Origin of the sequence: Serratia sp. 14-2641 (assembly GCF_001692375.1) — a bacterium.
Classification (GTDB): domain Bacteria; phylum Pseudomonadota; class Gammaproteobacteria; order Enterobacterales; family Enterobacteriaceae; genus Chania; species Chania fonticola_C.
The window spans coordinates 450,611-463,069 of record NZ_LXKR01000055.1 but is presented as its reverse complement, the minus strand read 5'-3'; the positions used below and the strand labels follow the sequence as shown (position 1 = coordinate 463,069).

General features: G+C 51.5%; 14 protein-coding genes. 6 read left to right on the top strand and 8 right to left on the bottom strand.

Features of this window, described 5'->3' with window-relative positions; genetic code table 11:
* Positions 1–291 precede the first annotated feature (291 nt).
* From A6U95_RS20785 to A6U95_RS20775, 3 genes are read left to right on the top strand one after another with little or no spacing between them, the layout of a single operon-like run.
* A complete protein-coding gene (locus A6U95_RS20785; protein ID WP_024530295.1) occupies positions 292–531 on the top strand; it encodes a hypothetical protein in 240 nt (79 codons plus the stop codon).
* A 37-nt stretch (positions 532–568) separates the two neighbouring features.
* Entirely contained in the window at positions 569–826 is a 258-nt protein-coding gene (locus tag A6U95_RS20780; protein WP_065685825.1) for a hypothetical protein, read from the top strand.
* A gap of 41 nt (positions 827–867) precedes the next feature.
* Positions 868–1,347, top strand: a complete 480-nt coding sequence (locus A6U95_RS20775; protein WP_065685824.1) for an Hcp family type VI secretion system effector — start codon at positions 868–870, stop codon at positions 1,345–1,347.
* Positions 1,348–1,393: 46 nt separating this feature from the next.
* Here the strand turns inward: A6U95_RS20775 and A6U95_RS31580 are convergent, their stop codons facing one another.
* The 3 genes from A6U95_RS31580 to A6U95_RS20770 all read right to left on the bottom strand — a co-directional run bounded on the left by A6U95_RS31580 (position 1,394) and on the right by A6U95_RS20770 (position 3,075).
* A complete protein-coding gene (locus tag A6U95_RS31580) occupies positions 1,394–1,489 on the bottom strand; it encodes a DUF1240 domain-containing protein (RefSeq protein ID WP_241810696.1) in 96 nt (31 codons plus the stop codon).
* Positions 1,490–1,823: 334 nt separating this feature from the next.
* Positions 1,824–2,225 (bottom strand): DUF1240 domain-containing protein, encoded by a 402-nt coding sequence (locus A6U95_RS30015; RefSeq protein ID WP_074423383.1) that lies wholly within the window; start codon positions 2,223–2,225, stop codon positions 1,824–1,826.
* Positions 2,218–3,075 carry a hypothetical protein gene (locus A6U95_RS20770; protein ID WP_074423382.1) on the bottom strand — a complete coding sequence of 286 codons (858 nt, stop codon included), beginning with the start codon at positions 3,073–3,075 and terminating at the stop codon, positions 2,218–2,220. The genes A6U95_RS30015 and A6U95_RS20770 overlap by 8 nt, the downstream gene beginning before the upstream one ends.
* Positions 3,076–3,540: 465 nt before the next feature.
* Here A6U95_RS20770 and A6U95_RS20765 point away from each other — a divergent pair, with 465 nt between their 5' ends.
* The 3 genes from A6U95_RS20765 to A6U95_RS20755 are packed head-to-tail and all read left to right on the top strand — an operon-like array spanning position 3,541 to position 7,390.
* Positions 3,541–5,922 carry a DMSO/selenate family reductase complex A subunit gene (locus A6U95_RS20765; protein ID WP_065685823.1) on the top strand — a complete coding sequence of 794 codons (2,382 nt, stop codon included), beginning with the start codon at positions 3,541–3,543 and terminating at the stop codon, positions 5,920–5,922.
* Entirely contained in the window at positions 5,919–6,539 is a 621-nt protein-coding gene (locus A6U95_RS20760) for a DMSO/selenate family reductase complex B subunit (protein WP_065685822.1), read from the top strand. The genes A6U95_RS20765 and A6U95_RS20760 overlap by 4 nt, the downstream gene beginning before the upstream one ends.
* Before the next feature lie 2 nt (positions 6,540–6,541).
* The gene (locus A6U95_RS20755) at positions 6,542–7,390 is read left to right on the top strand and encodes a DmsC/YnfH family molybdoenzyme membrane anchor subunit (RefSeq protein WP_065685821.1); all 849 of its coding nucleotides are present in this window, start codon (positions 6,542–6,544) and stop codon (positions 7,388–7,390) included.
* A gap of 48 nt (positions 7,391–7,438) precedes the next feature.
* Here A6U95_RS20755 and A6U95_RS20750 read toward each other — a convergent pair whose 3' ends face one another.
* Genes A6U95_RS20750 through A6U95_RS20730 form a run of 5 tightly spaced genes read right to left on the bottom strand, consistent with a single transcriptional unit; the run spans position 7,439 to position 12,451 of the window.
* On the bottom strand, positions 7,439–8,482 hold the full coding sequence (locus A6U95_RS20750) for a hypothetical protein (RefSeq protein WP_139102417.1): 1,044 nt from the start codon (positions 8,480–8,482) through the stop codon (positions 7,439–7,441).
* A gap of 10 nt (positions 8,483–8,492) precedes the next feature.
* On the bottom strand, positions 8,493–9,476 hold the full coding sequence (locus tag A6U95_RS20745; RefSeq protein WP_083196424.1) for an ACP S-malonyltransferase: 984 nt from the start codon (positions 9,474–9,476) through the stop codon (positions 8,493–8,495).
* Positions 9,451–10,857, bottom strand: a complete 1,407-nt coding sequence (locus A6U95_RS20740) for a hypothetical protein (protein ID WP_065685819.1) — start codon at positions 10,855–10,857, stop codon at positions 9,451–9,453. The genes A6U95_RS20745 and A6U95_RS20740 overlap by 26 nt, the downstream gene beginning before the upstream one ends.
* Entirely contained in the window at positions 10,857–11,675 is an 819-nt protein-coding gene (locus A6U95_RS20735; RefSeq protein ID WP_065685818.1) for an outer membrane lipoprotein-sorting protein, read from the bottom strand. Before A6U95_RS20735 ends, A6U95_RS20740 begins: the two co-directional genes overlap by 1 nt.
* A gap of 23 nt (positions 11,676–11,698) precedes the next feature.
* Positions 11,699–12,451 (bottom strand): SDR family oxidoreductase, encoded by a 753-nt coding sequence (locus tag A6U95_RS20730; protein WP_065685817.1) that lies wholly within the window; start codon positions 12,449–12,451, stop codon positions 11,699–11,701.
* Positions 12,452–12,459: the final 8 nt, after the last annotated feature.

Below are 12,459 nucleotides of genomic sequence, written 5' to 3'. Positions count from 1 at the left end.
TAACCCGCTTATTGTCGCTTTTTCGCAGCCTCTGTCCACCGGGATTTGTGATCCATTCGGCTCAGGCGTCCCCTGCCGCCGTCAAGTAAATAACAACGTCTGTTTTCGCATTGTAACCTACGCCAATCAAGCACAGATAAAAGCGTCAATAACATACATTTTTATAATTGAACAAGGGGCTGACATTTTAATTTTGAATAACAGAAACTGCTGCGCATGCGTTTTTATAGACAACCCCTGTTATTTATAGGTAATCTGTATTATTGATGATTCATGACAAGGGAGGTTAGTATGGAAAAAGAATCAAGGACGCTATTCGGTCATAAAACTCCGGCGATGGAGCAACTAGTCGAGCAGCTTGAACAGGCTCTACGCGATAGTCCCTTAATACCCGAAGAAAAGCTGGCATTACTGATGCGGATTTGCATTTTATTATTCAGAGCAAATAAGACGGATAGCGCTGAGATGAAGGTTTCAGATGGTCGCATGCTCAAACTCACCCTTGAAAAATTACCCACCACTTCTCATTAATGCCTGTGGTGACTGTTCTTATGAAAGAGGCATGGACATGACCAAGACAAGTAACAATGTCATTAATGACCAAAATGAGTTGGTGGCCAAACTGGATCGACAACTCAATGAAAGTATTAAAAATAGTCAACTTGAAACGGTAGAAGTATTATCGGTGGTTATGGAGCGTTTTTTCTCATTGTATGCGGAAAATGAAGGCCATATCGCCGAGGCGAAATTTACGGACTCAAGCGGCGAGCATTTTCGGTTTACGCTCGAACTTACGGTGCCCCCAGCGCCGCCACAGCGGCACTGATCGTGTTTTTAATGAAGGTATGGACTACATAAGGAAGCGATATGTCTAATTTGATTTACGCAAGTATTAACGGCAAGAGACAGGGCCTAATCTCCGCCGGATGCTCATCGCTGGACTCTATTGGCAACCGGTGCCAGGCAGGCCATGAAAATCAGGTGCAGGTATTAGGCTTAAATCATAGCATCAGCCGTGAACAGAATGTCTCCCACCACCCTGTACAATTTATTAAGCCTATCGATAAGTCATCTCCGTTACTCGGTGTGGCAATAACGGAAAATGAACCGATAGACATCATTTTTTACTTTTACCGCGTCAATCCCGCTGGTCAGTTAGAACTTTACTACGAAGTTAAATTGACCGAGGCCACCCTTGTCGATATCACCTGTATCTACCCCCATTCCATCGATGAGGGTGACAAAATGCCGTTTGAAAAAGTGCAGGTAAAGTATAAGTCCATTAGCTGGAGCCATAAGAGCGCGGGCACTTCTGGTTATAGCATCTGGGATGACAGGATTTACTGATTTTCATGACCAGATACTCTTCTTACGGGTATCTGGTATTTTGTTATTAACACAACTTCATATCCCTTACATATTCTGTCGGCGCATTCCAGGATTTTCCGGGGCAGGTTTTGTAGCCGTTCTCTTTGAGGCTGTAGCCCACATAGAATGAAAAAACAAACTAATTACCGCCCCAATCATAGCAAGCATGCCTAATCGACCAAATAGTTTATTGCTCGCTTTTGTCGGCAAGCCTCTCAATTGAAAATAACATATAAAAAGTAAAGCATGAAAGGTGTTGAAAAAACCATCAACCCAACTCACCAAGAAAAAATAATGACATCACTTAATCTAAAGAAGTCAATATAGCACTTAAAGATAACCAACTAGTCCAACATACAAGCAATAAAAGAAAAACCGCAAAAACGGCATAACGCGGTCTGGTTACATCATCCATCACTGAGAACCCTCCAAGTACAGAAGAGTTAACAATTTCACTACGGACACATTTTTAGATCTCTTACATATTCATTTGGAGCCATCCAGGACTTCCTTGGGCAGATTTTATAACCATTATCTTTAAGATTTTGGCTAATATACATCGAAGATAATAAGCTAAGTACTGCACCAGATATAGCAATAGTAGATAGAAAATTAGCTATTTTATTATTCATTTTTGAGTATTTATTCTTTATTGCACAACACATTGTCAAATATGAAAAATAGAAAACCCATGGAGCAAAGAAAACCAAGACCCCAACCTTCCATGAAAAAATAACAAGCTCACTTAATTTAAAAAAGGCCAGGTACCCACGTAAAGAAAACCAACAACCCCAAAATGCAAGGAGTAAAAGAAAAATTGCGAAAGCTCCATAAATAGGTCTATTTAACTTAACCACGACTGAGCCTCCCCCAAGTGTTAAAAAATTGATCTGGATGATAAGGTGAGTTATGTATTTTATAGGACTTCAAGTGCTTTATTATTTTTTCACTAATTTTAAACTCCGTATCAATCCAGTATAATAAGAGGCTAACGAAAAGTCCGATGGCAAACACAGCAATAGCGATCCCAACAACACTACTTCCCGCGACCATAAAACCAGTAGCTATCGTTTTTGCTCCCCATGCAACCCCAGTTGACACCGCCAATTTAGCCATATCCATAGTTAAATTTACAAAGAAATCGGTTAGACCATATTCGTCTTTTAGCAACAACTCAACTGCGCGATAAGCGGCGGCAAACACAATACAGAATCTTGCCCCACCAATAATGCCATTCTCAATACCTCTGGTCCCGATGCCTATATCTAATATTCTCTGGTTATCAATCAGGTAGCGGGTAGCATTTAAATACCTTCTGATGCCAGGGTATCCCGACAACCGGATGTAGCGATTGCCATTTCTCCCCACGTATTCGGTTGCCGTGACGCCAAACCCTCTCAGCTCCATCGCGATCCTGCCTACGGACAGTGCCTCGGCGATATTGCCAGCAAAAGACGACATCGGGTCGATGCAGGAAAACATCGCATCCTTCCACGACTGGTTTGCATTGGGATCGCATAGGGTTTTTAAGAAATACTGCGCCTCCTCTACCGTGAGTAAGGCATACATGTTCTCATCTTTCATTTCGTTGAGCTGAGCATGCAGCTTTTCATAGTTGATATCCGCATGCTGCCGCTTAAAATCAAGGTGATCTTGCAGGCGGTAGTCATCATCAACAAAAGTTTGCGAAACTGGATCGTACCTCATAAGCCTTCAGTCCCTCAATTTAGCCTAAATCAATACAGTATATGAGTTTGCTTGTCACAATCCCATAAGTTTTTCTCACCAATGCGAGAGTCGTCATATTTTCTCAGCATGGTAGAAACCATGCCTTATACTTGAATGTTAGCGGAACACATAACGGGAAATAAGGTTTTTCAGTAAATTCATACCGTTCATTACATTCACAAAGAGAATGAATGGCACCGTTTTTCTGCAACTATCACTTATGATGGGCGCTTTTTACTTTTAAGTTAACAACCCAAGAATATTCTTATTTCACTGCTACTACCTGCCATGTAATACAACAAAACGCTAAACGCAAATGAGTAACTTTATCATTGCGGTCATGAAATCATTAAATTACCCCTAAATAAGTAGATCCGTTTGATATTTCGCAATGAAGCGAGAGTGGCTAACCGTCGATAATATTTTTTCTTTTGAGTAAATATCATGACCGATAAATATAATAACGATTCCCCACCAGGGATTAGCCGCCGTCACTTCGTTAAAGTGAGCAGCGCACTAGCCGCAGCCCCGTTGGTTGGCGTTCGATTTGCCTATGCCAATGGGGGCATCAAAAACGACACATCTGCTGGAACTGTGCCAGCAGAACGCATCATTCCGACCTGTAGCAGCTTTGACTGCGGCGGTAAATGCGATATCCGTGCCCATGTGCAAGACGGTATGGTTACCCGCATCACCACCCTGCCCGATGCCGAGTTTGATCCGGAAATGCCGATCATGCGCGCCTGCGTGCGTGGCCGCGGCTACCGTAAATTCGTCTATCACCCCGATCGGCTTAAATACCCGATGAAGCGCGTCGGTAAACGCGGCGAAGGTAAGTTTGTCCGTATCACCTGGGATGAAGCGACCACGTTAATTGCCGATAACCTGAAACGGATCACCGAGAAATACGGCCCCGCCTCGCGCTTCGTCCATAACAATACCGCAGTTACCGGCGGCGCGTTCTCAGGCGATAAAATGGCTCGCCGTCTGCTAAGCCTGACCGGCGGCTACCTTGAGTATTATCACTCGGTCAGTATGGGTAACACCGGTGCGGCAACCCCCTATACCTACGGGGCCGCGGCCAGTGGCAACACCTTGGATACCCTGAGCGAGACGCCACTGGTGATCCTGTGGGGACATAACCCTACTGAAACTATCTTTGGCCATACCAATCACTATTTTCAGCAGATGAAGCAGAACGGCACCCGCTTTATCGTGGTGGATCCACGTTATTCAGACACCTCGTCTTCGTTGGCGGATCAGTGGATCCCGTTGCGCCCCGCCACGGACAACGCGCTGATGGATGCGATGATGTACGTCATCATCAGTGAAAACCTGCATGATCAGGCGTTTATCACCCGCTACACCTTGGGCTTTGATGAGGGTTCGATGCCGGAAGGCGTGCCAGCCAACGAATCGCTGGTCGCTTATCTGATGGGGGCTAAAGACGGCATCAAGAAAACCCCAGAGTGGGCTGAAGCTATCACCCATGTCCCGGCGCAAACCATTCGTCAGTTGGCGCGTGATTACGCCACGGCCAAACCGGCAGCGCTGATCCAGGGCTGGGGACCGCAGCGGCATAACTGTGGCGAGCGCACCGCCAGAGGTTCGACGCTGTTGGCAACCATCACCGGTAACGTTGGTATCAAAGGCGGTTGGGCTGGCGGCTATGGCGGCATTGGTAACCGTAAATTTACCACAGGCCCAGAAATGCCAGACAACCCGGTAAAAGAAAAAATCTCCATAATGAACTGGGTGCAGGCGGCGGATGATGCCAGCAAGGTCACGCCCGCAGATGGCTTGACCGGTGGCGACCAGCTCAATAGCAATATCCGCCTGCTATTTTCCTTGGCGGGTAACTATCTGGCCAACCAAAACCCGGATATCAACCAGGCCGTCAAGGTGTTGGCCGATGAGTCCAAGATCGAATTTATTGTGCAAAGCGATCTCTATCTGACGCCCAGCGCAAAATATGCCGATGTGTTATTGCCCGAAACCAGCTTTATGGAACGTTGGAATATCGGCGAAACCTGGGGAACGGCGAACTATTTGATCTTGTCTGAAAAACTGATCGAACCTGAATTTGAACGCCGTTCCGATTACGACTGGATCCGTGAAGTGGCCCAGAAACTGGGCGTGGAGCAGGAATTCAGCCTTGGGCGTAGCGAGAAGGAGTGGATCGTGCAGATCTGGGAAAACTCCCGCAAGGCCATGCCAGATGAACATTTGCCGACGTTTGATGAGCTGTTGGTGCAGCGCCGCCACCTGTTCAAAGGCAAGCCGCATATTGCCTTTGCCGATAACATTCGTGACCCACAAAACCATCCGTTCCCGACGCCGTCAGGAAAAATCGAGATTTTCTCCAAACGTCTGTATGACATGCACCACCCGGAAATTCCGGCGTTGTCCCATTACGTTCCCGCGCATGAGGGACCGGAAGACCCACTGGCGGCTAAATACCCGCTGCAGTTGATCACCTGGAAGGGCAAAAATCGGGCTAACTCCACCCAATATGCCAACCCGTGGTTACAGGAGGTGCAGACGCAGAAGCTGTGGATCAACCCCGCAGATGCCAGCCACCGGCACATTGCGCAAGGAGATTACGTTCGTATCCACAACGATCGCGGCGTGACGCTGGTTCCTGCAGAGGTTACCCAGCGTATTATGCCCGGCGTGGTGGCATTGCAAGCGGGATCTTGGTGGCAGCCTGACGCCAACGGTGTCGATCATGGCGGCTGTGCCAACGTGCTTAGCTCTGCGCGGATCACCGCGTTGGCGAAAGGTAACTCTCACCAAACGATGCTTGTGGAGGTTGCCAAAGCATGAGTAAATTTATCGAGTATGCCCCTGTTAGCGATCGCCAGCTTGGGTTCTATATTGACTCCTCTCGCTGTTCCGGCTGCAAAGCCTGCCAAGTCGCCTGTAAAGACAAGAATAATCTGGAGGTCGGGCGACGCTTTCGTCGCATTTATGAGGTCAAAGGCGGCGGTTTTGTCTCCACCGGCCAGGGCGGTTTCCATAACAACGTGTACGCCTATACCCTGTCGATATCCTGTAACCACTGCAAGGATCCGATCTGTACGGTGAACTGCCCAACCACCGCGATGCATAAGCGCCCCGGTGATGGCATCGTGCGCGTCGACACCGATAAGTGCATCGGTTGCGGCTATTGTGCCTGGTCGTGCCCGTACGGCGCACCACAGCTCAATGAGACTACCGGCCAGATGTCCAAGTGCGATTTTTGCATCGATTTACAAGCCGCTGGGGAACAACCCATCTGCGTGGCAACCTGTCCGTTGGGAGCCATCAAGTTTGGCCCTATTGATGAACTGCGGGCGAAATATGGTGACCTTTGTGACGTGCAGGGTCTGCCTGACTCCGCCATTACTCACCCTAATCTGGTCGTTAAACCGCATCAAGGTGCAGAACAGGGGAGTAAATAATCATGCATGAATGGCCTCTTATCATTTTCACCCTGCTGGTGCAGGCTTCCGTCGGTATCACCTTGTTCACCACCTTTAGCCTGGTGCTGGCCAAGCAAGGGCTGGGCAGCCAGGAAAAGCGTCGTTTGGCGCTGCCTTTCATGCTGCTCGCGTTTATCTTCGGGGCACTGGGCCTGATGGTTTCAACTGCCCACCTTGGGTATCCGCTGAATGCGTTCCACGCCTTACGGCATGTGGAAAGCTCCTGGCTGAGCCGTGAAATCATCTTTGCCAGCCTTTATCTGGCGTTTTTAGGGCTGGGGACACTGATTGCCCTGATCTCAAAACGGCTGCCGATCGTTTTACTGCTGATTGCCTCGCTACTGGGGATCGTCGACATCTTCTGTATGAGTGCCATCTATGTGCACAGCTCTGTAGTGACATGGATGCATTTCAACACCTACCTGATGTTCTTTGGTTCGGTACTCAGCCTAGGCGCGGTCGCCAGTCTGTGGTCGCTGGCGATCCGCCGCGATCTGCCCTCGCAGCTTATGGGAAAGCTGGCGGTGACGGCAGTGGCCTTGCTGATTGCCATCACGCTGTGCCGCCTGCTGGTACAACCCGTGTATATGGAGTACCTGACCTCGGTGTGGGATAGTGACGTTGTCACCTTCCCACATCAACCGCTGGCAGCGTTTGCTCAGTTGGCCAGCCTGCGTTTAGCCTCGTGGATCATATTGATCGCCGGTGTGTGCGCACTGGCACTCTGCTGGCGTTCCCAACGTATCAACAAGCGGTTGCTTGCCTTGGGCAGCGGGTTGATTGTGGTCGCTGAAGTGCTGTTGCGCGTTGGCTTGTTCAATATCCAATAACCACAGACTTCTCTAATCACATAGGGGGCGCCTAGCGCCCCCTATGAATTACCTCATCGTTTTGACATCGTTATTAACATACACCTGATGGCGTTTGTGCATTTCCAGCGCGTCATGGTAGTTGTCATATAAGGTCTGATAGCGTTCCGCACAGTAAACGACCAATAACGGCAACAAGGCACAAAGGTATAGCGGGATAAATTGCGGAGTGATCTGCAATGCTGCAAAAATCAGGCAGATCGCAATAGCCCACAGCTGTGAAGCCAGTAACCAGAGCAGACCACGCTGCCAACGCGCCAGCTTGCCGGTGAACGCCCAGGGAGCAACAGGCGCAGAGTTGGCGTCCAGCGTGCCATTGAGTAATTCCCCAAACAACACATAGCGCCGCGTCCGGCCAGCAAACACCAGCATAAACAGCGTCACCGCCCCCATCAGGATCATAAACGCGACGATAAAGGCAGGATCGGCATAGCCGGGAGCCAGGCTGAATGCGGGCTTACGGGCAATCGGCAAAACCAGGGCGAAATTGGTTAGCAGATTCAATAGCAAATCTTCGGCCACCAACCTTGGCAAGCGACGCTGCCGAGGGTGATAGGCTTCGGGCTCACTATAGGACTTCAAGGCCAGCAGGATATTGAACGGGGTTGATTTGCCTAGCTGAACCACCATCAAGGCTGGCAGCACCAAGACACCAAGCAGCGCAATCAACGGATAATGCCAGTCTGGGCCGCATAGCCATATCAGGCCGCTCAGCGCCGCCGCCAGGCACAGTATGACCAAGGAAGCCCAGCCAGGCTGGTACAGCAATTTCGCCATCCCTGCTGTTTTACGCTCTTTATACTGGCCCGCGACCGCTTGCGGGTTTTTAAACACCCGCAAGGTGAATACGCTGTACGCCCAGTAACCTTGACCATCGCGCATCATACTCCAGACAATCGACAGACAGATTGCCCCCAACCCGGCAATCATCTCCGGCAGAGTAATGTCAATGACGTTGCGGATCAGCGACGAAGTCAGAATAGCGGAGACCAACACCACGGGGATCACGGCTCCTCGCATGTATCTTTGGCTGAAAGTAGTCAATGTTGGCACAATACCTCCCTTATCCCGCATGCTTAACACTGCTGCCAACGAGATGGTAATAGTGTTGGATATGGTAATCCTCGTCAGCCCCGTAGTGCTCCGCCAACAGGTGGCTGAGGATTTTTTTGTTGCTGATCTCCAGGTAGCGGCGATGTCCCATCTGTGCCCACCGATCCATACTCTCACGCCAGCGCACGGTATGGATAAGGTGCAACGCCAGATTTTCCTTGATCTGCGCCACGCTATATTCCGCTTTGCCACTGCTGTTCATGATCAGTGGGCAAACCGGCGAAGAGAATGGCAGGTCGGCCAATGCCTGGCGCATCAGTGCCACCCCATCATGCATCAACGGCGTATGCCAGGCGCCATTGACGCCCAACTTGATGGTATTTACCCCATCGCGCGCCAGGTGATTAACCAGGGTTTTAACGGCGGTCAGTTCCCCCCCTACCACTTGCTGCTGGTGCCCGTTGTCACAGCACACGTTGAGTACGGTTCCCAGCCCAAGATTATCGATCTGCTCGCGCAGCGCATCATGACCGTAGGGCTTGACCACATACATCGCCCCTTTACGCTTTTCTGCCAGGTTTTGCATGATCGTCGCGCGCAGCGTGATCGCGCGGAACAGCGTTTCCAGATCCATCACCCCGGCGGCATACAGCGCGGTATATTCACCTGCGCTATGCCCGGCGTAACCGGTTTCCAACACCGGGGTCCGTTCGCGTAACAACGTCAGCATGGCGGCGTTAACGGTGGTGACGGCCAACTGCTGATAAAGGGTTTTGGTCAGGCGTGTCATCGGCCCTTTCTGGCAGAGCTTGCGTACATCCAGCCCGGAAACATCGCTGGCACAATCCCACACCGCCTTGGTGCCCGGTGAAACATTACAGACATCGCTGCCCATGCCGATCGCCGGGGATCCTTGTCCTGGGAAAATCATCATCCAACCGTCCGCGACGTTAGTTGCGGCCGATGTATTACCAATTGATTCGCATACCTGCATAGATATTTCCTTTTTCTCCGAAGGTGCCAAACTCACTCTCTTTACTGCCGAAGCTGGCGGCAGCGCCGGTGTAAGCCTCAATGTTGTTTTTGAGCGGCGTGCTCAGATGCAGATTCAGCACGTTGCTGCCATCCACCAGATTGACCATACCGGAGACCGACCAGTCGATACTGCCGACCTGCTCTTTATTGGTGCGTGTATAGAGGGTGAGGTAGTGTTTGCCGAGCAGGTCGCCGCCCCGCCCGACGTTATCGGTTTCTGCCGCCATCAGGCGGGAGTACTGCTGATAGCCGTTACGGATATCCGCCATGAACGATGGCGGTAGCGGTGGCAATGACTGACCGTAACCCCCATTGACGAAGAGAATGGTGTTGAAGTTATCCTGCCACTCACTGCGACTGTAGCCCTGACTCTGACCATAATATTCCGCGCCGTATTCGCTTTGATCGCCAGTGGTGTAACGCAGGCCAACGCCGATATCCGCTTGCGCACCATGGGCGCGCACCTTGTACGGCTCCTGCACATTGGCAAGTTGGCGCATGGCACGCGCGGAAGCCATATCCAGATGACGCCATGTCTGCCCATGGGAAATCGCCCCCTCAACGCTGAGGATCAGCATATCCGTCAGGTTGCCACTAGTGCCTAACGCCACGGTTTTCCGATCGCCAGCCAGTAGCGAAAAAGTCGGGTTGAACGCCTTCAGACCGGTCGCGGTGTAACTGGCATAGTATCGGTCGGTACTGTTGGTGCGCAGGATCGCGTCCCACTCCGAGGCGGCTTCCTGGCGCTGGTTGTTGCGCTTGAGGCGCGGAAAGGCCGCTAACGTGAAGGTTCCTTCGTTGCGGTACCATGAGCTGCTGATGCCATACGCCCCTTCATCGTAGAAATTGCGCCCGCGCTCCCCCAGGCCAAACACCCGCACGCTACGCATGCTGCCGCTGATGTTACGCAGCAGGTCGAGCGGCGCGACCGAGAACAGATAACCACTGGTTTTACGTACCTTACCGGCATCGATATACCCACTGTCGCTGACCGCCCAACTGGCAGTGGCCTCGTTGAGTATGGCCAGCCCCTGGCGGCGTTGATCCTCCAGAGTTCCCGGCTGACGTGCCTGGATAGCGTACTCACCACTGGCCTGCGCTTTGAGGCTGAGGGTCTCGGTCAACGTGCAGTGGGACACACCTGAAAGGTACAGATTGGCCATAGCGTTGTTACGAAATGCCGGGTCGTCAAACTGCCATAATGAGTCCGAGGAATGGGACGATATCCCCTCTATGCCCGCGTAACCGCGTTGGATAAGACAGTCAACCGCCCAACTGCTGCTACTATAGGCACCCACCAGCAGCAGAACCCCGCTAATCGGGGATCGCCTGCTCGCCATCAACCGTTCAACCTCAGCAGATACTCTTTCTGGAAGTTGCTTTCCGGCAACGTTTCCAACCGGATGTCGCTGTAACGCATGGTGGTGTAGTTATCCTTGCGCAGCGCGTCTTCCACCACGATAGTGGTTGGCCGCATCTGGCCCAACACCTGTTGATAATCGCGGTAATACGAACGCTTGATCGGTACGCCGTCGGCGGAAAGGAAGTCGGCCCGGCTAGGGAAACCGGTGTCTTTTTCCACCCAGTAACTGATCGCTGGATAGGTGACATAGGGCCAACGGCGCTGTAACGAAAGTTTGTAGCAGATCGTCTGGCCGCAGGCCTCTTCACCAACCAGCCGGGAGATATAGGAGTAATCAAAGTCTGCGGCAACCACGTCACCGTTGGAAATCTGCCCCACCAGGCGTTGCTGGCGGGAAATCGGGATCGGGCGCCGCAGGTCTGGAGCGTAATACCACATCTTGTCCAGATCGGAGAGCAAGGCTTTACCTTTGTCGCGTACCGGGGAGATAAAACGCACCAGTGCACGCGCATCCCCTTTCTCTACCTGCTCCGAGGGTTTATAGAAGCGCATGGAAATATCCAGCACCTGCCGGTTCTCCGTAACATCACGCCCTTCCTTATGTTCCAGCAGCGTTAGCGTATAGCGGAAAGGCCGCTCGGGTGCTCTCACGCGATCGGCACGACGGATAATCTCACGGGCCCGCAGATCTTCCTGGGTCAGGCTATTCAGTTGATGACGATCCAACGGATCTGCCGCCTGAGCCACACACGACAGGCCCAGTAAAACCAGGCATCCAGCTAATTGGTATTGCATGGGAACGGTCCTTGTTTATGGGGCTATATATCCAGCATCATGCCAAGATCGGCAATAAGGGTGCTGCCTCGTATCGCGCTCGACTGCTCAGAGACCAGAAACGCGGTAATGTTGGCCACCTCTTCCGGCTCCACCTTCCAACGGCGCGGCGCGTTATTCCAACGTTCGAACATTGCTGACCACAGTTCGTCCAGGTATGGCAGCATATCGGTATTCACCACCCCGGCGCAGATGCCGTTGACCCGGATATTGCGGTCATACAGTTCCACCTCCAGGTAGCTCACCAGATTTTCCAGTGCCGATTTAGCGATGCCGAGCGGGTATTTCTCCAATACGCGCTGGCTGCCTAAACTGGAAATCACGCAAATCGTACCGCCCTGAGGCATCATCGGTACCACTTCCTGTACGCAGGCGGTGTTACCAATCAGGTTGGTGTTGAGCAACAGCTTCCAGTCGCTGCGCGTCATGTCCATAAAGGCTTTGAACGGTGCGGCGGCGGCATTCAGCACCAGATGATCGATACGTTCGATCCCCTGCTGCCTGAGCTTTTTCACCATGTCACTGATATCGCGCGGCTCGGCGATATCCGCTTTGGCCAAGGTCACCTTCACCCGGGTTTCTGCTGCCACAAAGCGTTGCAGGTTGGCCGCACTTTTCCCCTGATCCTTGCGGTAGTTGAGGATCAGGTCATAGCCCTCTTGCGCCAGTTTTTCGGCAATCGCCATACCAATGCCACGGCCTGCGCCGGTAATGAGTACGGTTTGTCCCTTTGACATGTCTCTTC